A 23,900-nucleotide genomic window follows, 5' to 3' on the forward strand; every position below is an offset into this window, starting at 1 on the left:
ACAAAGATTACTTTTATTAAAGTGACAAATAGAAGCATTATATAAAATTACTTTTTAGAAGTAGCCTTAGGTACAATAGAAATATCATGTTTAACACTATCTATTTTAATAAAACAAAATACAATAGGTATAAGGTAAACTAGGGTGTTAGAATAAAGATATCTAAAATCTTGAGCTGGTGTTGCTATAAATATAGTTGCTGCATTTAGCAGTACTGGTAAAATTACAAGTAAGGTTTTTGAACCATTTCTTAATATGGCTAAAAGCCCAAATAACAAAATAAAAAACATTTGAAAAGCTGGTTTCCAAAAGAAATGTTGTAAATCAGGTTTCTGAGTAAGGTCTAAAAATTTATTGCAAAGTTTAGTTAAACTGTTAATTAAAACAGTTTGTTTTAATCCTAAAGAGTTTTCTAAAATCCCCCTACTACCCCCGTTCACATATCCTTTAACTGACCACCCTATGGCAGTTTGACTTAGGTAGGAATCGAAGGCTATCTTAGGATTTTGAATGCAGGCACCGGCCCAAAGCTTAAGAAATCCCACTTTATCATCCATTAAACTATCTACTTTAAAGTCTTTGTGAAATTTAATATAATCTACATTTCCTGGCATGTAATTTTCTGACCAAGAACTTAAAGGCATTATTTCAGTAGCCTTTTTTAATTGTTCTTCATTTAAATAACCATTATTTTTTATAACAGCAGCAATTTGCTGTGTTGGAATTCCAAAAGCCTCACTAGAGGAAGCTGGTTCTATTCCAATTAGACTATAAATTGGTCCCTTTATTAAAAGAAAAATAGTTAAAACAGAAACAAATGTTATTATATATGGCTTTGATTTCTTTATGTTTACTAGTATTAACATTATTAATGTTCCAAATAGTGGAACCAGGCCATTGTGTCTAAATAATACAACCCCTAGGGAACAAAGTATAAAATAAATAAGATTTTTCCTATTATATATCCATTCATTATTAGTGATAACAATGTTTATAATTAGCATTGTAAATAAGAGTATAAATCCGCTATAGATTATATCCTTCCACAAAGTAATAAACATTATTCCATTAACAGGGTTTAAGGCCATGACTAAAGTGATTAAGTATAGAATCTTTTTGTCAACACCAAGTCTTTCGAAGTTATACATACAATATCCAATCATTATAGACATAATAAGTACTTGAACTATAACAACTGCAGCTGGAGAATACCATACTTTTGTAATTAAATAGGTGAATAAAGTATGTACTACAGGGTTAGAATCATAGTATACACCTTCTGATATTTGCCACCATTGATTCATGGAATCTGCTGTCATAACCCCTGGGTAAAATGCCAGTAAATAAAAGATACCCAATAAAATAAAAGGGACAGCATAGATAAGTATTCTTTTTTTACTTATATGTTCATGCTTAACTGGAATTTCAAACTGTAAAAGTGATATAAAAAGAATTGAAAAAGAAATAAAAAGAAGCAAAAACATAAATATATTGATTGAATACTTAATAATAGTTGGATAGGATAATAAGTAATTTTTATAAGATATAAATATAATTTTATATAATATACATGCCATAAAAGAAAAGATAGGTATTAGTATCTTGTTCTTTTTGTTTAAATTATTAAATTTGTTAGGTAATTCATTTATTATTTTACTGAAAAATAGGGTTAATGGAATAATAAAAAATAGGGGTATAAGCATCCTATTATTATTGTTTGGATTAATGTAAAGAGAAATTGTAAAACTATAAATAACACCTAAAATTAAACTAGATACATTGTTAGTAACGTTGCTTTTAATCATACTTCACCTCTAAAATAATTATTTTGTATATGTTATAAATTAAGATATGTAACATATTATATCATAAATTCTCACATACTTAATGATTTGAATTGATAAATGTGGTAATATAATTAATGTAGATTATAAGAAATCTTATATAATAGATAAAAGGTATGAAGATAATAGTATAATAAGCTTATGACATTATTAATTTATGGATAGGTTCTATTACTATTTTGCCTGATAAAAGATAAAATAAAGGGGGAAATCAAAGATGAAAGTACTAATCATTATTCCTGCTTTTAATGAAGAAGAAAACTTAATCAAATTAATAGATAACATAAAGGTTTGTTGTCCTTTTTATGATATATTAGTAGTAAATGATTGCTCTACAGATAATACAAGACTTTTAAGATTTCAGCCACCGGTTTATAAGGTGGATTTAGGATCTAACTTAGGTATTGGTGGAGCTGTGCAGACTGGATATAAATTTGCATATTATAATAATTATGATGTGGCTGTGCAGGTAGATGGAGATGGTCAGCATAATCCTAAGTACATAAAGGACCTTATTGAAGAGATTAATAATGGAGAAAATATGTGTCTTGGGTCTAGGTTTATAGATAAGGCTGGATTTCAATCTACATTTGCAAGAAGAATAGGCATAGTATACTTTTCAAATCTTATATATTTGGTATCTAAAAAAAGGATAACGGATCCGACTTCGGGATTTAGAGCCTGTGATAAAACTGTAATTAAGATGTTTGCAAGAAGATATCCTACAGATTATCCAGAGCCTGAAACATTAGTTTCTTTAGCGAAAAATAAGCTTCGTATAAAAGAGATTCCTGTAGTAATGAATGAAAGAGAAAGTGGAGTATCTTCAATAAATCTCATTAAATCTATATATTATATGATAAAGGTTTCAATAGCTATATGTTTCACCTCGGTTTCCAGTAAATAACATAGTTATAATTTGAACTTTGGAGGATGGATAGATGAATTATCAGCTTCAGATTATTCTAACATTAGTTTCAATAGGATTTTTTATATTTATTTATAAAATGATAACAAATTATAAGATGGATCTCAGACATAGTCTAGTTTGGGTTTTATCTAGTTTGATTTTTATATTAATGTCTATATTCCCGGGTATTTTAACTAGTATTTCAAGACTTATACATATTGAAGAACCTGTTAACACAATATTTCTTTTGGTTATATTTTTTCTTTTGTTAGTAACATTTACGTTAACATTAACTATTTCAAAAAGATCTAACAGTATAAAAGATTTAGTACAAGAGGTTGCAATTTTAAAACTTAAGGTTGAAGGGTTATCTAAAGAAAAAGAAAAAGATAATAACTAGTATTGTAAAACGTGATATATAAGTATTAACTAGAGATCAGTAATTTTTTTGAAATATGCTGGTCTTTTTTATATAACATTTTAGATAAAGTAATCCTTACAATAATTTTTTGACAATAGATAGAACTATTGATAAAATTAATAATCAGGTAACTTGATGAAAGAGGTAGAAAAAAGATGGAAGTTAATTTTGAAAGTCTTAAAATAACACAAAAGATGATAAATGGGTTAGAAAGTTTAGGAATTGAAAATCCTACAGAAATTCAAGAAAAAGTAATTCCTTTAGCGTTAGAGGGGAAAAATTTAATAGGACAGTCTGAGACAGGTACAGGTAAGACACTATCTTATCTTTTACCTATAATAGAAAAGATAGATGTAAATAAAAAAGAGATGCAATGTATAATAATAGCTCCAACACATGAGCTTGTAATGCAGATACATAATACTATTTCAGATTTAAGAAATAGTTCGGGTATAGAAGTTTTATCTACACCTTTAATAGGAAGCGCTAATATTACAAGGCAAATAGAAAAGTTAAAGTCAAAGCCACATATTATAGTAGGATCTTCAGGAAGAATATTAGAACTTATAAAAAAGAGGAAGATATCAGCCCACACTATAAGGATTATAGTTATTGACGAGGTAGATAAGCTTTTAGATAAAGATAATATTCCTTCTATAAAAGAGATAATAAAAGCTACACCAAAGGATGCTCAAATGATGATGTTTTCAGCTACTATAACAGGAAATACCTTAGATGCTTCCAAAACATTAGCTCTAGATGTTGTTGTTGTAAGTGTTAAAGATACAAATACTGTTAATGAGGATATAATTCATGGGTATATTTTGACTGAACATAGAAAGAAAATAGATACGTTAAGAAAACTTATATCTTCAGTAAATCCTAAAAGGGCCCTTATATTTATTAACAGTAGTTATGATGTAGATAAAACTCTTGAAAAGCTTAGATTTCATAATATAAAGGTAGACTCTGTTCACGGTAGTAATGATAAGGAAGACAGACAAAGAGCTTTAGAAAACTTTAGAAAAGGTAGCATACAAGTTTTAGTTGCTTCAGATATTGCTGCAAGGGGCCTTGATATTAAAGGTATAACCCATGTGATAAATTTAGATCTTCCAAAGGATTCTAAAGATTACTTACATAGAGTAGGAAGAGTTGGAAGGGCAGGAGAAATAGGAGAAGTATTCTCTCTTGTAGATCCTAAAGAAGAAAGCCTTATAAAGAAATATGAGGATAATTTTAAGATTGTTATTAAAGAGAAATATCTGTATGGTGGAAGAGTTGAGATTCAAGAAGATTAATAGGAGAATTTAGACTTTTGCACAAGTTTATAGGAAATGTTTAGAGGTGAGTTATTAGTTATGAATATTCAAGTTTTTGGCATAAAAAAGTGCTTTGATACGAAAAAGGCAGAAAGGTATTTTAAGGAGAGAAATATAAAATATCAGTTTATTGATTTAAATGAAAAGGCTTTAAGCAAGGGCGAATTACAAAGTGTAAAATCTTCTGTAGGATTAATAAATTTAATAAATAAAGAAAGTAAAGAATATGAAAAGCTAAATCTTTCAAATATTAGAAGCGATAGTACAAGAGAAGAAATACTTTTAAAAAACCCAAAACTATATAAAACACCTATAGTTCGTAATGGGAACATGGCTACAGTTGGTTATGATATAGAGACTTGGAAAATTTGGGAGTAGAAAAAGGGTATACTAAAGCTTAAACATCTTTATTTAAAAGGTTAAAAAACCCTGACTTTATACAATAGTAAGGTCTTTAGATAAAGAAAGTATGGTGAATAGAATGAATGATTATATCTTTCATGCAATAAATAATATAGCTAATAAAAGTAGTGTTTTAGATGAAATAATGATTATAACTTCAAAATATGGCCCTTATATATCTATATTAGCTTTAGGAAGTATACTTATATTAGGGATATATAAAAAGAAAAGAAGACCAGTTCAATATGCTATAGAAACGCTAATAATAACTATAATAAGTATGGTATTAAGTTTTGTAATTGGTAGGGTCTTTTATGTGGAAAGGCCCTTTGTTAAAAATAAGGTTAATTTGCTTATAAATCACAAAAGTAATGCTTCTTTTCCAAGTAATCATGCTATGGGAACTATGAGTATAGCGGTAGGATTATTTTCATTTGATAATTTAATAGGAATGTTTTTAACCTTTCTATCTATAATGGTAGGTATTGCTAGGGTATATGTAGGCAATCACTATCCTTTAGATGTTATAGGTGGTTATATATTAGTTTTTATAGTAGATTACATATATAAAAGGTATATAAGGAAGTTTATAGTTACAGATTAATTTTGCAATGTAACTATAATATTAATAAAAAGAAGCTTTTATTAAAGCTTCTTTTTATTTTATTAATATTTAAAAACCTTAGGTTACATATTAATATTAATTTGAAATATTTAATATGCTTTTTTATAATTCACAATAATGGTGGATAGTATGTTTAAATTTAAAAATTACCTTATCTTTAAAATAGATAAAATAATTAACAATATTCCACCAAGCCAAGATAAATCTAATTTTGAAGTTTTAGCAAGCTTCTTACCTAAAAAGACACCTGAATATATAGCTACAATACCACAAACTAAAGATAACAAAATTACCTGTATATAATTAGCATTTCCAAGACTACTTCCAAACCCAACAGCTAGCGAGTCTAAAGATAGAGCTATTGCTAGATATAGGGCTTCTTTTGGCTCTAGCTCCTTTGAATTATTAAAGTCGGCTTTAGTTTCATCGGCATATATATCAATTATAAATCTTAAATCAAATAATTTTAAATTTATCTTCTTACCTGAAGCTTTACCTATATAATTCTTCACAAGACTTTGAAATAAATAGTATATACCTAGTAAAAACAATATTAAAAAGCTTATTATGGAGGTAATGTTACCTGGAATAAGTTTTTTTATTATAGAACCAAAAAAAAGGGATATAGCAAGGCAAGAAGAACAAACTATATTAATAACTGTTATAGATAAAAAGGGGATTTTTATTTTATTTGCACCATAAGCAATACTAGCCACTAGTGCATCTAAAGATAAGGCTAGTACTAATAGTAGGGACTCTAACATCATATCACCTGCCAATATTATTTTGTAAGACTTTATCGTATTTCCCCGGGAATATAGTAGGGAATTATAGATATTAATATATTATTCATGTATTTATGAATGGTTACACTATAAAAAAACCTCACCACTTAAGGCGAGGTTTTAATTAATAAGTTATATAATTTACATGAATTCATTAAGGAACTTATCTGCATTTTTAGGTTCCCATGTTCTATCTACTAATGATATTCCTGAATTTAATACAGGATGAAGTTCTCCGTAAGTGGCTTTACCTTTTTCCTGATAGATTATACCACCTGGAATCCCTTCATCTCCAAATTGAGATGCCTTCTCAAATGCTGAAAGCTTATTACTTGGATCATGGGATTCATCTAAATAATAAAGTCTATCTTTATACCACTTAAAGGTATTTACTTTATTAAATGTTACACAAGGTTGAAGTATATCTATTAAAGCATATCCTTTATGATTCATAGCAGCTTTTATAATTTCTACAAGCTTATCCTTATCTCCAGAGAATGCTCTAGCTACAAAGGTCGCTCCAGCACTTATTGCTACTGCTAGTGGATTTAAAGGATATATATTAACACCTTCAAATTGCATAGAAGTCTTTTGACCTAAAGCAGTTGTAGGTGATCCCTGACCTTTAGTTAATCCATAAATTTGATTATCGTGAACTAATTGAACTATATCCACATTTCTTCTTTGTGCATGCAAGAAGTGATTTCCACCTTCTCCATAAGCATCACCATCACCACCAGTAACTACAACATTTAAATCTTTATTAACTAATTTTATAGCTTGAGCTGGAGGAAGAGCTCTTCCGTGCAGACCATTAAATCCATTGGCTCTTATATAATGAGGTGTCTTTGCAGCTTGTCCTATACCGGAAACCATTACTAATTGATCAGGAGCTATGTCAAGCTCTGCAGCGGCTCTCTTTATAGCATCTAGTATGTTAAAGTTACCACAACCAGGGCACCATGTATTTTCATCTTTAGTGTTATAAAGCTTTATATCTAACATTTAAAGCGCCTCCCTTTTTACTGCATCATATATTTCTATAGAATTTAATTGTCTTCCATCGTATTTGAGGATACTTTTATTCATAATTAATCCTGTTTCTTGAGTTATAAATTTACCTAGTTGTCCTGTAAAGTTTTGTTCAACATTTATTAATGTTTTAGCATCTTTAGAATACTTAGCTAGCAAATTTTGAGGTAGGGGGGATATATCTCCAAAGCTAAGAGCGCCAACATTGAAACCATCTTTATTAAGCATATCTACAGCTTCTTTTAAAGCACCATAAGTTGAGCCCCAGCCTAGTAATAATGTATCAGGAGTTTCTACCCCAAAGTATTCAGGTTCAATTAAATCTTCTTTAATTAAATCTAGCTTTTTCATCCTTTTTTGCATTTGTTCATTTCTTACATCAGATTCTTCAGTTATATGGGAATCTTCAGTGTGCTCATCACTATCAACTAGAACTATCTGTCCTTTAACCTTTCCAGGGATAAACCTTGGAGATATTCCATTTTCAGTTAGCTTATACCTTTGGTATTCTTCGCCATCAGTTAATACATCTGATATTGATATATGTCGTTCTATTTTAAGTGATTGAAGATCAAACTTTGGAACAGTAATATTATAATCTGCTAGATATTGATCTGTTAATAATAAAACTACAGTTTGATATTTATCTGCTAAGTTTAAGGCTCTAAAAGTTTGATAAAAAGCATCTTCAGGGTTTCTAACAGCTATAACCATCCTTGGGAATTCACCATGAGAAGCTGTAAGTAAGAAGCTTAAATCACTTTGTTCAGTTCTAGTAGGAAGTCCTGTAGCAGGGCCTGGTCTTTGTGAGTCTACTACAACTAGAGGAGTTTCCATAATACCTGCAAGACCTAAAGCTTCTACCATAAGTGAGAAACCACCACCAGATGAACCGGTCATAGATCTAGCACCAGCATAAGAGGCTCCTATAGCTGCATTAATAGCTGCTATTTCATCTTCAACTTGATCAACTACGATTCCTGCTTCTACTTGTTTTTTAGAAAGGTAGGTCATTATACTTGTGGCAGGAGTCATAGGATAAGCCGCATAATAGGAAAGTCCACCAGCTAAAGCTCCAAGAGCTATTGAGGTATTGCCATTTATAAGCATGTTATCTTTTAGATGTCCTTCTTTTAAATCATAGGTGCTATCTACTAAGTTGTAACCCTTATTAAAAGCATCCACATTTATTTTTCTTATTTCATCTGTAAACTTCTTACTAAAGATGTCAGATACACCTTCATTTGATATCCCAAAATATTTTACAACAATACCAGCAGCCACAGATCCAAAGGCCCTTGTGAGGCCTGCATCTTTAGCAAGCTTCATAAGTGGAAACGTCTTAACTCTCTTATCATCATGTTCTATTTTTTCATCTGTTATAATTATGCCATTATCTTCAAGATTATTTAAATGAGTATCTATAGTATCTTTATCTAAAGCAATTATTAAATCTATGGAAGTTGTATGTGTATAAATTGGTTCATCACCAAAACGAACCTGTGTAAAATTGTGTCCACCTCTAACTCTTGACATATAGTCTTTATTAGAAAACACGTAAAATCCTTTTTTGAAAAGCAACTTTTCTATAAAGTCACTAATCGTATCCATACCTTGTCCTGCTGTACCACCAACTAATATATTAAATTTCAAAATTAAACACCTCGTTTCATAAATTTTGCAATCTGTTATATAATTTTTACTATAAATATATAATAGACCTTATTACTCATTGTGTCAATAATGACTATCAATTAAAAGTAATTATTATTGAATTAGAGTGGTGTATAGAGTAAAAGTTGCTGGTAATAATATTATTATATGAAACAACTTATGCTGTGAATTGTATAATAGAAGATATATAAAGCTTAGATAAAGGTTTTAGGAGATATGTGATCCATGTGTACATTTTGATTTTAAAATTATATTTTAATTTAAATAGATATACAGATATAAATATTCAAATATAGTATATCTGTATAAGTTACATAATCAATCTGTACTATTAATATGAAATATTAATAGATTATATAATATTTATTGCTTAATTTTATACTTAAAATTAGATATTAAATGCTGAAAGGATAAGGGAAGTGATTCTTTTTTATATATTAAATCAATAAAGTTTCCTAATGTAAATATTATGAAGATATTACAAGCTAGAGATATCCAATTCATAAGTACTGTAAGCATAATGTATCTTTTAGAATCTTCACATAGGTTTAAAAGTCTTTTATCTACCATCATTAGGTACGGCCCCCTTAATAGTTTTAATCTTTATAAATACTAAGGTCTTTATAATTAATAGGATAACTATAGTAATTTGCATTGGTAATATGGGTTTAGTAAAAAATAAAGTAATTAAAATTGCATATACAGGAATTAAGATAAACAACTTTGATTTTAAGGTCATTCCGTTACTTAACTTAAAGTCTTTCAAGTGTTTTTTATATATTTTAGTATTTTCAAACCAATAATTGATTTTTGAGGATCCCTTTATGAAACAAAAAGAGCATAATAATAAAAATGGAAATGTAGGTAGTAAAGGTAATATTGCGCCTACAAAAGCAAGGAATAAGGATATGAAACCTAACAGTATGAATAAAACCTTTTTTAACATCGTTAACCTCCTGAATGATTATATTTTATAATTAGTATATATGTTAATATAGTAACATTGATGATACTTATTTTCAACAGAGGATTAAAGTCATTATCATTAACAAGAGATTGATATAAGGTTGTCAAAGAGATTCATAAGGGTTATTAGTGTAATTTAAAAGAGTTTGGAAGGGTATCCTAGTAAAGTTTTATTTTTACTAGAATATTTTATTATGACTTAATTAATAAAGTAATGGATACATTATAAAAGGATTTTAAGATCTATTTCTTTGAATATTTGTCCATCTAAGGTTTTGATTTTAAACATGTTTTCATGTAAAATACCGTAACAATGAGGGGTATCTTCCTTTGGAAATGTAATAGAACCAGGATTTAATACAAAAATGTTATTTAAGTTTTCCGCTAAAGGTACATGAGTATGACCGTATATTAGGGCATCTCCAGCACTTAAATTCGGAATATTATTCTTGTTAAAAATATGACCATGAGTTAAAAATAGTCTCTTATTATTATATAGAATTATAGAATAATCACTCATAGTTGGATAATTTAGTACCATTTGATCTACTTCACTTTCACAGTTACCTCTTACAGCTATAATTTTATCAGTATAGGAGTTTAAAATTGAGGTAACCTTTTTAGGATCATAATCTCTAGGAAGTGGATTTCTAGCTCCATGATATAGTTGATCACCAAGGATAATTAAGTAGTCGGCTTTTTCCGTTTCAAAGACTTCTAAAGCTTTTTCTAAATAATAGGCAGAACCATGAATATCTGATATAAAAAACAACTTCATTTTAATAAGTCTCCTTTGTATTTTATAGGTTATGTTATAATTATAGCAAAATAAGTATTATAAGATATGATTTAAGGAGAGAAAACATTGAAAAAATACGAGTTGTTACAAATGTTTAATGAGGGAACCAGTGGGAAAAATCATATTAAAGGTGAGAGAATTATAGATAATGATTTAGTTTCTTCTATAGACATAATAAGTGAGGAAAACTTAATTTGTGTAGATGGTAGGGTTATTTCTGAAAGCCTTTTTAATAAGTATAAGACTATAATTGAAATAAATGCAAAAAACAAGAGTATTTTGTCTACATTTTGTAGTTGTGCTGATTATGAAAAAAATGAATTTAAAAAAGAAAATTATTGTTGTAAACATTTAGTGGCAACATTTTACAAGGCGCTTAAAAGCTTACAAACTCTTAAGGCTTTAAATACAGAGCATCCTCTTTTGGATAGTTTATATAAAGATAAAAGTGGCGTTTTAGATATACTTTTAGGTGATGAAAAAGATAAAGAAGAAATTAAAATAGAGGTTTATATTAATAAAGATCAGTGGAGTAATGGTATAAAGGTTGAATTTAAAATAGGTAGTAAATTTGCAAGATCAAGTGATCTTAATGTGTTAAAGGATGTTAATCAATTTTTACTAGCTTACTATAATAACTTTCCAGTGATTTATAGTAAAACCTTCACATTTCATAAAAAGACTCAAAAATTAAATGTAAAAGACAAAAGGCTTATAGATTTTATAGAAAATCTTTGGACTTTAGATAAAAATACTAAGGGTTTTAAGAGTAGTAGGGAGAAAAATATAGATGTAAAGTATATAAATATTCCAGAATACATGGTTCGGGAACTTTTTTATATAATAAAAAATCATAGGGTGTATTTAAACGAAGGATTTTTTTCAAGACCAGTGGAAACAGAAATTATAATAGAGGACCCTGAAATAAGATTTGAATTAAAAGATTCTAAAGGTAATTACACATTGAAAGTCACTGAAGGTATGCCTAGAATTTTAGATTCTAAAAATGAAGTTTTATTATATGGTACAAATGTATATCTTCCAAGCTTTGAATTTTGTTATAAGATAAGGCCTTATTTTGATATATTTAGTAAGGCTAAAATTGTAACCATACCAATATCTGAAGAAGAGACCATATTAAGAAGGCTAATTCCAGATCTTAATTCATTATCACCTATGGTTTCATTATCAAATTCTATACAAGAAAAGATTGTAATTGATTGTTGCAAATTTAATTTTTATTTTGATAGGAAAGATGAAATTATAACACTAAAGGTTAAAGTAAGGTATGGAGCCTTTGAATTTAATATTTTTAAGGACTTTACGGAAAAGGTTATATATAGAGCAATTAAAAAGGAAGAGGAGACAATTGGAATTATTAAAGCTTTAGGATTTGAAGAAGTAAAGGGAGTATTTCATTTTTTAAAAGATGATGATTATATATTTAACTTTTTTAAAAATGATATAGAAAGGCTTCAAAAAATAGGCGAAGTTTATTACTCTGAAAATTTCAAGGGTCTAAAAGATATAGGAACTAAAGGCATAAATGCACAAATTAGTTCAGGTAAATATGATTATTTTGATATGGACTTTAATATAGGAGATATATCATCTAAAGAAACTATGGATATAATAAGATCATTTAGGGATAATCTTAAATATTATAAATTAGAAAGTGGGGAGTACCTAGATTTACAGGAACTAGAACTTAATAAGTTCTTAAAGCTTTTAGATTCAGTATCTTCTTTTAATGTAGAGGGGAACCATATTCAAATATCTAAGAATAAAGCGGTATTTTTGCATAGTTATATAGAAGAAAATAATATTAGATATATAAAGGGAAAGGGTGAATTAAAGAAGGTAAAAGATAAACTTAAACACATAGAAAAGTTAACGTTTAATGTGCCATTTGAATTAAAGGGAACACTTAGAGAATATCAAAAGATAGGTTATAACTGGCTTAAAACTTTAGATTACTTAGGATTTGGAGGGATTTTAGCTGATGAAATGGGTCTTGGTAAAACTATTCAAATTATCGTGTTTTTATTATCTAATAAGGGAAGTAAATCATTAATTGTAGCACCTACATCATTAATTTATAACTGGATAAATGAATTTCATAAGTTTGCACCAAATCTAAAAGTTGTGGCTGTTAATGGACCCAAAGAAGAGAGGGAATCTATTTTAGAAAATATAGAAGATGTGGATGTTCTAATAACTACATATAATTTATTAAAAAGAGATATAGACATTTTTTGTAATTTAGAATTTGATTATTGCATATTAGATGAAGCTCAAAATATAAAAAATTATAATTCTCAAAATTCCATAGCTTCAAAGAGTATAAACGCAAGGACAAGATTTGCGTTATCAGGTACTCCATTAGAAAATTCTCTTATGGATCTATGGTCAATATTTGACTTTATAATGCCAGGATATCTTTATGATGAGAAAAGATTTAGCGTGAGATACCTTAAAAGGCTTAAGGAAGAACCAGAAGTCTTAGAGGATTTAAATAGGCTAATAAAACCATTTATTCTTAGAAGAAAAAAGAGCGAAGTCTTAAAAGAATTACCACAAAAGATAGAAAAGGTGCTATTAGTTAACCTAGAAGAAGAGCAAAAAAAGGTCTATAAGGCTTATGCTGATTATGTAGTTCAGTTAATAGAAAAAAAGGTAAAGGATGATGAATTTAAAAATAGTAAAATAGAGATACTATCTTATATAACAAAACTAAGGCAACTGTGCTTAGATCCAACAGTACTAATTAGTGATTATGTTGGTGATAGTGGAAAGCTTATAGCCTTATTAGAGTTGATTCAAGGGAGCATAGAAGAAGGTCATAGAATACTTATATTTTCACAATTTACTACAGTGCTTAAAAACATAGGTAAGAGAATAAAAGCAGAAGGCATAGACTTTAACTATCTTGATGGATCTATATCTTCAGAAAAGAGAATAGAATTAGTAAATAGTTTTAATGAAGGAAGGAACCCTATATTTTTAATAAGCTTAAAAGCTGGGGGCACGGGACTTAATTTAACTTCGGCTGATACTGTAATTCATTTTGATCCTTGGTGGAATCCAGCAGTAGAAGAACAAGCTACAGATAGAGCTCACAGAATAGGACAAAAGAACGTGGTAGAGGTAATAAAGATAATAGCTAAAGGAACTATAGAAGAAAAGATTCTTTCATTGCAAGAAGAAAAGAAAAGACTTATATCAGAATTTATAGGGGATGAATCTTCTAGAGGAGAAGGATTTTCAGGTCTAAATGAAGAAGAATTATTAGGATTATTTAAGTAAAAAGAAAAGGCTAAGCTACAAGTGGATTTAAAAAGCTATGTAGCTTAGCCATTTTTATTTAAACTTTAATGTTACTTTTTTTTAGTTGTATTTTTGGGTCCTTTAGTGTCAGATGTTATTCCTTCAAATACATCTACGTACATTTGCTTAATTTCGCTCATTAGTGGATATCTTGGGTTAGCACCTGTACACTGGTCATCAAAGGCTTGCTCAACCATGTCGTCAAGGGTAGCATAGAACTTTTGTGATGATACCCCAGCCTCTGCTATAGTTTTAGGCATGTTAACCTTAGATTTTAGTTCATCTATAGCTTTAATTAACAACTGAACCTTTTCATCTATAGTATTTCCTCCAAGACCTAGGTAATCAGCTACCCTTGCATATCTCCATGCAGCATTTGGGTATTTATATTGAGGGAAGGCTGCTTGCTTAACAGGAGCATCTGTAGCATTAAACTTAATTACTTCGTTTATTAGTAATGCATTAGCAATGCCATGTGGTATATGATGGAATGCACCTAATTTATGTGCCATTGAGTGGCAGACTCCTAAGAATGAATTCGCAAAAGCCATACCAGCCATGGAGGAAGCATGAGCCATCTTTTCTCTAGCCTTAATATTAGTTGTTCCTTCATTATAAGCATCTGGTAAGTATTTGAATATTAATCTTATGGATTCTAAAGCCATACCATTAGTATATTCTGATGCAAGTACTGATACGTAAGCTTCTAGGGAATGTGTTAATGCGTCTACACCTGAAGATGCTGTTAATCCTTTTGGCATACTCATCATGAGTTCTGCATCTACTATAGCCATATCAGGAGTTAATTCATAGTCCGCTAATGGATACTTAATACCTGTTTCTTCATCAGTTATAACTGCGAATGGAGTTACTTCTGAACCAGTTCCAGCTGATGTTGGCACAGCAACCATCATTGCCTTCTCACCCATAACTGGGAATTTATAAACTCTTTTTCTTATATCCATAAATCTCATAGCAAGATCTTCAAATCTAATCTCTGGGTGTTCATACATTACCCACATAATTTTAGCTGCATCCATTGGTGAGCCTCCACCTAATGAAAGTATCACATCAGGTTTGAAGCTTAACATTTCTTCAGCACCTTTTTTTGCAGTTTTAAGTGTTGGGTCTGGTTCAACATCTGAGAAGATTTTGTAGTCTATTTTATTTTCATCTAATATATCAGTAACCTTATGAGTATATCCTAAGTCGAATAATACCTTATCTGTAACTATAAATACCTTCTTTTTATTTAAATCATGTAGCTCTTGTAGAGCTATAGGTAAACATCCATATTTAAAGTAAGTTTTTTCGGGAACTCTAAACCAAAGCATATTTTCTCTCCTCTCAGCAACACTTTTTATGTTAATTAAGTGTTTAGGGCCAACATTTTCTGAAACAGAGTTTCCACCCCAAGATCCGCAACCAAGTGTTAAAGATGGAGCTAACTTAAAGTTATATATATCTCCAATTGCTCCTTGTGATGCAGGCATATTTATTAATGTTCTAGCAGTTTTCATGGCAGCTCCAAACTGGGTAATTCTATCCGTTGACTTAACTTGATCTGTATAAAGTATAGAAGTATGACCGAATCCACCTAATTCTACTAGTCTAGCAGCCTTTGTTAAAGATTCGTCAAATGATTTTACTTTGTACATTGCAAGTACTGGTGACAACTTCTCGTGTGAGAATGGCTCTTCAAGTTCCACTGAGTCTACTTCTCCAACCAATACTTTTGCAACCTTTGGTACAGAAACTCCAGCCATTTCAGCTATTTTAAAGGCTGATTGTCCAACGATATCGGCATTTAATCCACCTTTATCATTTAAGATTATTTTTCTAACCTTATCAACTTCTTCACCTTTTAATATATAAGCTCCTCTTAGGGATAACTCTTTTTTTACTTCCTCATAAACTGAATCCATAACAACTATACTTTGCTCTGAAGCACAGATTACACCATTATCGAAGGTTTTAGAGAGTAATATTGAGTTTACAGCCATTTTTATGTGAGCTGTTTCATCAATTATAGCTGGGGTATTTCCGGCACCAACACCTAAAGCTGGTCTACCTGATGAATATGCGGACTTAACCATGGCAGGTCCGCCAGTAGCTAGGATTATATCTGATTCACGCATTACATTTTGTGATAATTCAACGGAAGGCTCATCTATCCATGCTATTATTCCTTCTGGTGCACCAGCTTTAACTGCTGCATCTAAAACTATTTTAGCAGCTTCAATTGTAGATTTTTTTGCTCTTGGATGAGGACTTATGATTATAGCATTTCTTGTTTTTAATGCTATTAATGTTTTAAATATTGCTGTTGATGTTGGGTTAGTAGTTGGAACAATGGCAGCTATAACTCCAATAGGTTCAGCCACTTTAGTAATACCGAAGGTATTATCTTTGTCTATAACACCACAGGTTTTCATATCTTTATATTTGTTATATATATATTCTGCTGCAAAGTGGTTCTTTATAACTTTATCTTCAACAATACCCATACCAGTCTCTTCTACAGTCATTTTAGCTAGTTTAATTCTTGCGTTGTTTGCGGCCATAGCAGCTTGTCTAAATATCTCATCTACCTCTTCTTGGGTGTATGTGGCAAATAACTTTTGGGCTTCTCTTAACTGTCTAATTCTCTCTGTTAATTCCTTTGAGTTTGTTACTAACATAATTATTCCTCCTAGAATTATATAAAAATTTTCAATTCTTAATTGTTAATTTTTTATCAAGTTTCTTATGGACTCATTTTAATAGATTGTTTAATTTTTGTCAAACTTTTTTCAGCATATTTCGGAATATTATTAAAAAGCTAAAAACAAGGGTACTTAATTATGAAAATATGAAATTTGAAACGTTGTCATTGAATTATATTTAATATATTTCCTGCATCTCTATTGTGATATTTGAAAACTTCTATTATTTAATATCCTATGTATTTTGTCCTTTTACTATTTTTATATTCTTTTAAAAGTTATTTAAATTTATGAAAAAGGAATATCATAAATTATTTCAATAATTTCCCTTCATTCATTGCGTGTAACCACTTTATAATTACTTTTTACAATATATCCTTTATAATACCAAAAAATAGTGCTAAAATATACTAATGTAATTAAATAGGAGGATAACATTTAAATTTTAGATAATTATAAGATAAAATACTTAATTTAGAAATAAGAAGGAGCGATTTTATGACTCTTTGCTGCAGAGACCTATTTCAACTTAAACATTTTTCAAAGTCAGTGCTATTAGCTGGAGAGGGTGGGTTAAATCGTGAGATTTCTTGGCCTTATACAAGAATGACAGAATCTATTTCAAAGTGGGTTCATGGAGGGGAATTATTGTTTGTTACCTATATGGGATTTGAAGAAGATGATGATAGTCTTTTGATGTTATTAGAAGAGAGTATTGAAAAGAAACTTTCTGGTGTTGTGGTCTTAATTAACGATAAGGATAGAAAGAGTATATCAAAGATAATCATAAATAGGGCTAATGAAGAGAATTTACCACTTTTTACAATTCCATGGGATGTTAAGTTAATTGATATTATACAAGAAATATTTTTAAAGATAGAACAAAAAAGAGAAGAATCAAAGAATGCAAAACATTTTCTTGAATCTCTTATTTTATCACCGAGTAAACAAGACGAAGACATTCAAACATTAGCAGAATTTTATAATATAAAATTGAGACCATTTTACTACATTTGTATATTCAAGATGGAGGAGTTACTTAATACTTCTGATGACATGGAGGATGTAAGCAAGTATATAGTCCGCTCTTTGGTGGAAGGTCTAAATGAGGAGAATTACACCTTAATACCTATGGAATGTGCTAATCATATGACGGGACTAATATTTGCGAATGATTATGAGGAAGCAAAAAAGTCATCAGATTCTGTTGAAGCTGTATTTAATTTTGTAAGCGCAAAATACCCTAATGCTGAAATTAGTTTAAGTTTTAGTCGAATAAGAGGATCAAAATCAGAAATAAAGACGAGTTACAAGGAAGCATTTAAAGCCTTATCTATGTTACATATATATAACAAGGATTCAAGGATTATAAGGTATGAAGAACTAGGTATTATAAGGTTACTTATTGAATTAGATGATGTTCGTGATATTGAAAAGTATTGTTATGAAAATTTAGGACCTATTTTACAATATGATGAAAAACACGGTATGGATCTAATAGGAACTTTAAAATGTTATTTTAAAAATAATAGACATTTATTAAAGACATCTCAAGAACTTTTTATTCATAGAAACACATTGCTTTATAGATTGTCTACAATGAAGGATCTACTAAAAAGAGATTTAGATGATGCCATGACGGATCTAGAACTTTTTAATAGTATATTAATTTATGAATTTCTTAACTTAAAAAGTCATATATAAAATGAGATAAATATAAGTATTAAAAGATTATAAATATTCATACATAGGGTATCCTCTAATAGAAGTTAACATATGGAAACTTAAAAAGATTCTGTATCAAAATAAAGTTTTGATACAGAATCTTTTTAAGTTAATAAAATGAATTTAATAAATGAATATATTAGGCTAAGGTTTTTCCTTTGTCATTGTCTTTAGAAAATGACAATATTAAAACTCCAGCAAAAATTAATAAACAAGCAATGATTTTTATTAATGTTATTTTCTCTCCTAGTAAAAGTGCCCCAAAAATAACACTAGTTATAGGTTCAAATGTGCTTATAACCGCTGCTTCACTTGCTCCAATATGGTTTATACCAACCTGTAATAAGGATAAAGCAACAACTGTGCATAAAAATGCAAATATTGTAGATATAGCCCAAGACTTAGGTGTTAATGTAGATAAAACAAGTTGACTTGTAATATTACCATATAAAAACATACCTATACTTGAAGCTAATGCCACATAAAATGTAATTTTAAATGGAGATTCACTTTTTAAACCACTCTTATCCATAAATATAATATAGAATGCATAGAACATTCCTGAAGCTACTGCTAAAACTAATCCAATCAACGTACTAGAATTAAATGATGCAGAATTAAGAGCTGAAAAGAAAAAGCAACCTATACCGGACATAGCTATAATTAATGCTATTATCTTTTGTTTGCTTAATTTCTCATGGAAGAATATGACACAAGCAAGTGTTACAAACATTGGATAAGTAAAATGTATTGGGGTTACTATGCCTACGTCTATATTAGCAAAAGCTATATTTAACATAAGAGTTGTTATAGAATTACCTATAAACCCTAGTATTACTAAGTTTTTAAGCTGTGCTTTTGTTACTTTTAAATCAACTTTTAAAAATAATACAATAAGTAATAAAAAAGGTAAGCTTAAAAAGTTCCGAAGAAAGGTTAAGGTTACAGGATTACTTCCCCCAGCGCCATAGGTCATAGGTCCAAGAGTAAATGCAAATCCAAATGTAATAGAAGATAGCATTGTTAGAATTATTCCTTTTGTTTTCATATTATAATTACTTCTTTCCGTATAAAATTATTTAAAAGCTTCATCCATTATTTTTAAAATATTTGGAATAACATTATCTACAATTATCTTTCCTTTTTCGGCTGAAGATGATTTAGCGGATGCTAATATACCAGTTTCAGGAACAATACCCTTTTCTATAGGATATCTATAGTAAGTTGCTGGGCTAGCATTTTTTGTGTCTAAAATTTGATCTTCTCTAACAAGCTCTGGTGCAAAATACATCATAAGTGAAGTTTCTGTAACAGCAGCATGCTCTAAAGCCCAACCTGGGAATGGTACTTCATTAAATACCTCATCAATTACATGAGGTGACATTGGATCCCACCAGTTAGTAAGAAGAATTTGAACTTTATCACCATACTTTGCAGAACATAAATCCATAGCTTCTACAACAAAGGCTTCATTTTCAAAGTGGGCACTTAAAATAAAGATTTTTGTAAATCCATCACGAACAAACTCATCAAGTATATCCATTACTAAAGCTTGTAATGTAGCTCCATTTAAATCAATAGTTCCAGGGAATAATGGGCCACCACCACTTAATGGTTTTGACTTATAACCATAAGAAAGAGTTGGAGCAACTACTCCGTTTACTTTTTCAGCTATGCGATAAGCAAATCCTTCTGCAAGTACAGCATCTACACAAGTAGGTAAATGAGGACCATGCTGCTCTGTAGCACCTATTGGTAAGATAATCACATCATCCTTTTTCTTTGCGAATTCCTGCCAAGTCATATTTGACATTTTAAAATTTTCATACATAATAACGTCTCCTTTTTATATGTTTAATAATATTTTTTGAAAGCAATATTTATTATACTCTGGGTATATAGTACATACAATGTACCAAAAATACAAAGAAACTCACAAAAGTATGTTCTTTTAATGCACAGTGATATTAAAATATTATTGTATATTTAGTACAATGACTAGTTTATGTTTTCGTGTTAAACTTCCCCTATTGCTAATTTTAATAGTAAAAAATTAAATAGTAAAGACTGAAGGGAGATTATTAAATGAAATCCATTTTATTTAAAAATGCTAGATTAAAAGGAAATGAAACATTAGTTGATTTATTAGTTGAAGATGGGGTATATAAGGAAATAGGTTCAAATATTTCAGAAAAGTATAAAGATGTGGAAAGCTTCGACCTAGAAGGAAATCTTGTTATTCCGCCTTATGTTGATCCACATATTCATTTAGATTACGTATATACAGCTCGTATGCCTGGTGCAAGCAATGGAACAGGAACTCTTTTTGAAGGTATTCAAAGATGGTCTGAAACAAAAGGAAACATGACAACAGAGGAAATAAAAGGACGTGCAAGAGTAGCGCTTAAAAAAGAGATCTTATATGGAACACAATATCTTAGAACCCATGTTGATGTAACAGATCCTAAACTTACTGGTTTAAGAGCAATGATGGAACTTAAAGAAGAAGTAAAGGATCTTGTTGATATACAAATTATAGCATTTCCACAAGAAGGTATGTATTCATATAAAGATGGAGATAAATTAGTAGAAGAAGCATTAAAAATGGGTGCTGATGTAGTAGGTGCTATACCTCACTTTGAATTTACAAGAGAAATGGGAGAAAAATCAGTTAAGAAAACTGTAGAGCTTGCTATTAAATACAATAAGTTAATTGATGTTCATTGTGATGAAACAGACGACGAACAATCAAGATTTGTTGAGCTTTTAGCTGCAGAGTCTTATATGAATGGAATTGGGGAGCTTACAACAGCAAGTCATACTTGTGCTATGGGTTCATACAATAATGCATATGCATTTAAGTTATTTAAACTTTTGAAGTTATCAAAAATTAACTTTATATCATGCCCAACTGAAAATATACATTTGCAAGGAAGGTATGACACATATCCAAAGAGAAGAGGACTTACAAGAGTTAAAGAATTAAATGATGCAGGAATGAATGTTTGTTTTGCACAGGATTCAATTTCAGATCCATGGTATCCATTAGGAAACGGAAACTTAATGAATATTTTAGATGCTGGAATTCACATTTGTCATATGATGTCTGTTGAAGAGATTAATAATGCACTAGATTTAATCACAGTAAATGGTGCAAAGACTCTACATATACAAGATAAATATGGTATAGAAGTAGGGAAGGATGCCAACTTTATAGCGCTAAATGCAAAAAATGAATTTGATGCAATACTTGAAAGAGTAGGAGTTAATTGTTCCGTTAGAAAGGGAGAATTCCTATTTAAAAGAGCACCAGAAGTTATTAACACAAGTATTTCTTTATTAAAATAATATTTTTATAAAAATAACGTAAAAAGCTATTGGATAATATCTAGTAGCTTTTTAGGTTATAATAAACTTATGAAAAAGTCAGTTTTAATCTACATATTAAATAATTGATTTTATTAATATATACAATAAAACATTGAAAGAAGGGATACACAATGTTAAGTGATGGAATAAATAAAAAGACTAATAGGCTAATAAATGAAAAATCACCTTATTTACTTCAGCACGCTTATAATCCTGTAGAGTGGTATGGATGGAGCGAAGAAGCTTTTGAAAAGGCTCGAACAGAGGATAAACCTATATTTTTAAGTATAGGATATAGCACTTGTCATTGGTGTCATGTTATGGCTCATGAATCCTTTGAAGATGAAGAAGTAGCAAATATATTGAATAATTATTTTATTTGTATAAAAGTTGACAGAGAAGAAAGGCCGGACATAGATAGTGTATATATGTCAGTATGCCAGGCTATGACAGGAGGGGGAGGATGGCCTCTTAACTTATTTTTAACTAAAGATAAAAAGCCTTTTTATGCAGGTACTTATTTCCCTAAGACTTCTAAATATAACCAAACAGGGTTTATAGAAATTTTAGATAGTATAAATAATGTTTGGGTAAGTAACAAAGACCATGTATTAACCACAGCAGATCAGGTAGTTAGAACTTTAAATGAGGATGGTTATGGTGATAGTTCTAATATTTCAAAAGATATCCTTAATGAAGGATTTCAAAGTTTCTTAAATTCTTTTGATGATGTATTTGGTGGATTTAGTAAGGCGCCTAAGTTTCCTAGCCCTCATAACTTATCTTATCTTTTAAGTTATTATAAAGCTACAAGAGAAAAAAGAGCTTTAGAAATGGTTGAAATTACATTAAAGAGTATGTACAAAGGTGGTATATTTGATCACATAGGCTTTGGATTTTCTAGATATTCTGTGGATGAAAAGTGGTTAGTACCTCATTTTGAAAAGATGCTTTATGATAACGCTCTTTTAGCTATGGCTTATATAGAAACCTATGAAATAACTAAAGATAATATATATAAGGAAGTAGCAGAAAAGATACTTACCTATATATTAAGGGATATGACATCAAAAGAAGGCGGGTTTTATTGTGGAGAAGATGCAGATTCACAGGGGGTTGAAGGGAAGTTTTATCTATGGGACTTTACAGAACTATACAAGGTTTTAAATAGGGAAGAGGCGGATTTATTTATTAATTACTACGGTATACAAAGAGAAGGAAACTTTGAAGGTAGTAATATACCAAACTTAATTGGAGAAGAATTAAAGGATTTAGATAAGAATAGTTTAAAGGATAAATTGGAGAATATAAGAAGAAAACTTTTTGACTATAGAGAAAAAAGAATTCATCCACATAAGGATGATAAGATATTAACATCTTGGAATGGACTTATGATTGCAGCATTTGCAAAGGCTGGTAGGATACTTAATGAAGAAAAGTACAAAGATGCATCTATTAAAGCATTAGAATTTGTATTTATTAAACTTCAAAGAGAGGATGGAAGACTCCTTGCAAGATTTAGGGATGGTGAATCACGATACCTTGCTTACTTAGATGATTATGCTTTTATTATTTGGGCACTTATTGAGGTTTATGAAGTAACAAAAGATTATTCTTATATAGAAAAGTCTTTAGAGTTAAACAAGGATATGATGCAATTATTCCTAGACGAAGAAAAGGGTGGATTATTCTTATATGGGAGAGATAGTGAGAAGCTTATATTAAGACCTAAGGATATTTATGACGGAGCCATACCTTCAGGAAATGGGGTAGCAGCTATGAATATGTTAAGACTTTTCAAAATTACAGGAGATACAAAATTAAAAGATGAAGCAGAAAGCATATTTAAAGTGTTTGGTAATTCAATAAATAAAATACCTAGAGCTCATGCAAAGACTTTGGAGGCTTTATTATATAGTGATTTTAATTTAAAATAACTTGGAAAAGCTCAATGTATTGTAAGTTAACAGCTAGATATCCAGTTATTATAGGGT

The 23,900-nt window shown here is 29.6% G+C and carries 19 protein-coding genes; 9 read left to right on the plus strand and 10 right to left on the minus strand.

The features are described 5' to 3' along the window. Positions 1-47: 47 nt before the first annotated feature. Positions 48-1,319: a DUF6020 family protein gene (locus DY168_RS03080; RefSeq protein WP_147291408.1), complete on the minus strand. Its 1,272-nt coding sequence runs from the start codon at positions 1,317-1,319 to the stop codon at positions 48-50. 742 nt (positions 1,320-2,061) lie between these two features. On the opposite strand from DY168_RS03080, the gene DY168_RS03085 reads away from it, so the two are divergent. The 5 genes from DY168_RS03085 to DY168_RS03105 all read left to right on the plus strand — a co-directional run bounded on the left by DY168_RS03085 (position 2,062) and on the right by DY168_RS03105 (position 5,503). Next, a complete protein-coding gene (locus DY168_RS03085) occupies positions 2,062-2,751 on the plus strand; it encodes a glycosyltransferase family 2 protein (protein ID WP_115640431.1) in 690 nt (229 codons plus the stop codon). A 34-nt stretch (positions 2,752-2,785) separates the two neighbouring features. Continuing rightward, positions 2,786-3,154, plus strand: coding sequence for a DUF2304 domain-containing protein (locus DY168_RS03090; protein WP_115640432.1), 369 nt, complete (start codon positions 2,786-2,788; stop codon positions 3,152-3,154). 176 nt (positions 3,155-3,330) lie between these two features. Continuing rightward, positions 3,331-4,476 carry a DEAD/DEAH box helicase gene (locus DY168_RS03095; protein WP_115640433.1) on the plus strand — a complete coding sequence of 382 codons (1,146 nt, stop codon included), beginning with the start codon at positions 3,331-3,333 and terminating at the stop codon, positions 4,474-4,476. A 60-nt stretch (positions 4,477-4,536) separates the two neighbouring features. Further along, positions 4,537-4,875, plus strand: a complete 339-nt coding sequence (locus DY168_RS03100) for an arsenate reductase family protein (protein WP_115642394.1) — start codon at positions 4,537-4,539, stop codon at positions 4,873-4,875. Positions 4,876-4,978: 103 nt separating this feature from the next. After that, entirely contained in the window at positions 4,979-5,503 is a 525-nt protein-coding gene (locus tag DY168_RS03105; RefSeq protein ID WP_172556252.1) for a phosphatase PAP2 family protein, read from the plus strand. A gap of 167 nt (positions 5,504-5,670) precedes the next feature. Here the strand turns inward: DY168_RS03105 and ytaF are convergent, their stop codons facing one another. From ytaF to yfcE, 6 genes are all read right to left on the minus strand, one after another. Then, positions 5,671-6,288 (minus strand): sporulation membrane protein YtaF, encoded by a 618-nt coding sequence (ytaF, locus tag DY168_RS03110; protein ID WP_115640435.1) that lies wholly within the window; start codon positions 6,286-6,288, stop codon positions 5,671-5,673. Positions 6,289-6,450: 162 nt separating this feature from the next. After that, positions 6,451-7,314, minus strand: a complete 864-nt coding sequence (locus DY168_RS03115) for a 2-oxoacid:ferredoxin oxidoreductase subunit beta (protein WP_115640436.1) — start codon at positions 7,312-7,314, stop codon at positions 6,451-6,453. Beyond that, positions 7,315-8,994 (minus strand): 2-oxoacid:acceptor oxidoreductase subunit alpha, encoded by a 1,680-nt coding sequence (locus DY168_RS03120; protein ID WP_115640437.1) that lies wholly within the window; start codon positions 8,992-8,994, stop codon positions 7,315-7,317. A gap of 384 nt (positions 8,995-9,378) precedes the next feature. After that, positions 9,379-9,588, minus strand: a complete 210-nt coding sequence (locus DY168_RS03125; RefSeq protein WP_115640438.1) for a hypothetical protein — start codon at positions 9,586-9,588, stop codon at positions 9,379-9,381. Beyond that, positions 9,575-9,961, minus strand: coding sequence for a YbaN family protein (locus DY168_RS03130; protein WP_115640439.1), 387 nt, complete (start codon positions 9,959-9,961; stop codon positions 9,575-9,577). The genes DY168_RS03125 and DY168_RS03130 overlap by 14 nt, the downstream gene beginning before the upstream one ends. A gap of 243 nt (positions 9,962-10,204) precedes the next feature. After that, entirely contained in the window at positions 10,205-10,759 is a 555-nt protein-coding gene (gene yfcE, locus DY168_RS03135) for a phosphodiesterase (protein ID WP_115640440.1), read from the minus strand. A 111-nt stretch (positions 10,760-10,870) separates the two neighbouring features. Here yfcE and DY168_RS03140 point away from each other — a divergent pair, with 111 nt between their 5' ends. Beyond that, complete coding sequence (locus tag DY168_RS03140) at positions 10,871-14,086, plus strand: DEAD/DEAH box helicase (protein ID WP_115642395.1); 3,216 nt, start codon at positions 10,871-10,873, stop codon at positions 14,084-14,086. A 71-nt stretch (positions 14,087-14,157) separates the two neighbouring features. On the opposite strand, the gene adhE is transcribed toward DY168_RS03140, so the two are convergent. Continuing rightward, positions 14,158-16,788 carry a bifunctional acetaldehyde-CoA/alcohol dehydrogenase gene (gene adhE, locus DY168_RS03145; RefSeq protein WP_115640441.1) on the minus strand — a complete coding sequence of 877 codons (2,631 nt, stop codon included), beginning with the start codon at positions 16,786-16,788 and terminating at the stop codon, positions 14,158-14,160. A gap of 522 nt (positions 16,789-17,310) precedes the next feature. Here adhE and DY168_RS03150 point away from each other — a divergent pair. Next, positions 17,311-18,516, plus strand: a complete 1,206-nt coding sequence (locus DY168_RS03150; RefSeq protein ID WP_115640442.1) for a PucR family transcriptional regulator — start codon at positions 17,311-17,313, stop codon at positions 18,514-18,516. Positions 18,517-18,676: 160 nt separating this feature from the next. On the opposite strand, the gene DY168_RS03155 is transcribed toward DY168_RS03150, so the two are convergent. Together DY168_RS03155 and DY168_RS03160 are read right to left on the minus strand one after the other, a co-directional pair. Further along, positions 18,677-19,585, minus strand: a complete 909-nt coding sequence (locus DY168_RS03155) for a DMT family transporter (protein WP_115640443.1) — start codon at positions 19,583-19,585, stop codon at positions 18,677-18,679. 27 nt (positions 19,586-19,612) lie between these two features. After that, positions 19,613-20,368, minus strand: a complete 756-nt coding sequence (locus DY168_RS03160) for a creatininase (protein WP_115640444.1) — start codon at positions 20,366-20,368, stop codon at positions 19,613-19,615. Between the two features lie 254 nt (positions 20,369-20,622). On the opposite strand from DY168_RS03160, the gene codA reads away from it, so the two are divergent. Both codA and DY168_RS03170 read left to right on the plus strand, forming a co-directional pair. Next, positions 20,623-21,885, plus strand: coding sequence for a cytosine deaminase (gene codA, locus DY168_RS03165; RefSeq protein WP_115640445.1), 1,263 nt, complete (start codon positions 20,623-20,625; stop codon positions 21,883-21,885). Between the two features lie 152 nt (positions 21,886-22,037). Continuing rightward, positions 22,038-23,843, plus strand: coding sequence for a thioredoxin domain-containing protein (locus DY168_RS03170; RefSeq protein ID WP_115640446.1), 1,806 nt, complete (start codon positions 22,038-22,040; stop codon positions 23,841-23,843). Positions 23,844-23,900: the final 57 nt, after the last annotated feature.

It is taken from the genome of Clostridium putrefaciens (assembly GCF_900461105.1).
In the GTDB taxonomy this organism is placed as follows: Bacteria; Bacillota; Clostridia; order Clostridiales; family Clostridiaceae; genus Clostridium_L; species Clostridium_L putrefaciens.

Excerpts from the sequence above, each read along its gene's own strand:
- DY168_RS03130 (WP_115640439.1), bottom strand. The coding sequence starts at position 9,961 with ATGTTAAAAAAGGTTTTATTCATACTGTTAGGTTTCATATCCTTATTC.
- DY168_RS03095 (WP_115640433.1), top strand. The coding sequence starts at position 3,331 with ATGGAAGTTAATTTTGAAAGTCTTAAAATAACACAAAAGATGATAAAT.
- DY168_RS03140 (WP_115642395.1), top strand. The coding sequence starts at position 10,871 with ATGTTTAATGAGGGAACCAGTGGGAAAAATCATATTAAAGGTGAGAGA.
- adhE (WP_115640441.1), bottom strand. The coding sequence starts at position 16,788 with ATGTTAGTAACAAACTCAAAGGAATTAACAGAGAGAATTAGACAGTTA.
- DY168_RS03105 (WP_172556252.1), top strand. The coding sequence starts at position 4,979 with ATGAATGATTATATCTTTCATGCAATAAATAATATAGCTAATAAAAGT.
- DY168_RS03150 (WP_115640442.1), top strand. The coding sequence starts at position 17,311 with ATGACTCTTTGCTGCAGAGACCTATTTCAACTTAAACATTTTTCAAAG.
- DY168_RS03100 (WP_115642394.1), top strand. The coding sequence starts at position 4,537 with ATGAATATTCAAGTTTTTGGCATAAAAAAGTGCTTTGATACGAAAAAG.
- DY168_RS03160 (WP_115640444.1), bottom strand. The coding sequence starts at position 20,368 with ATGTATGAAAATTTTAAAATGTCAAATATGACTTGGCAGGAATTCGCA.
- DY168_RS03080 (WP_147291408.1), bottom strand. The coding sequence starts at position 1,319 with ATGACAGCAGATTCCATGAATCAATGGTGGCAAATATCAGAAGGTGTA.
- DY168_RS03115 (WP_115640436.1), bottom strand. The coding sequence starts at position 7,314 with ATGTTAGATATAAAGCTTTATAACACTAAAGATGAAAATACATGGTGC.
- DY168_RS03155 (WP_115640443.1), bottom strand. The coding sequence starts at position 19,585 with ATGAAAACAAAAGGAATAATTCTAACAATGCTATCTTCTATTACATTT.
- ytaF (WP_115640435.1), bottom strand. The coding sequence starts at position 6,288 with ATGTTAGAGTCCCTACTATTAGTACTAGCCTTATCTTTAGATGCACTA.
- DY168_RS03125 (WP_115640438.1), bottom strand. The coding sequence starts at position 9,588 with ATGATGGTAGATAAAAGACTTTTAAACCTATGTGAAGATTCTAAAAGA.
- yfcE (WP_115640440.1), bottom strand. The coding sequence starts at position 10,759 with ATGAAGTTGTTTTTTATATCAGATATTCATGGTTCTGCCTATTATTTA.
- codA (WP_115640445.1), top strand. The coding sequence starts at position 20,623 with ATGAAATCCATTTTATTTAAAAATGCTAGATTAAAAGGAAATGAAACA.
- DY168_RS03085 (WP_115640431.1), top strand. The coding sequence starts at position 2,062 with ATGAAAGTACTAATCATTATTCCTGCTTTTAATGAAGAAGAAAACTTA.
- DY168_RS03170 (WP_115640446.1), top strand. The coding sequence starts at position 22,038 with ATGTTAAGTGATGGAATAAATAAAAAGACTAATAGGCTAATAAATGAA.
- DY168_RS03090 (WP_115640432.1), top strand. The coding sequence starts at position 2,786 with ATGAATTATCAGCTTCAGATTATTCTAACATTAGTTTCAATAGGATTT.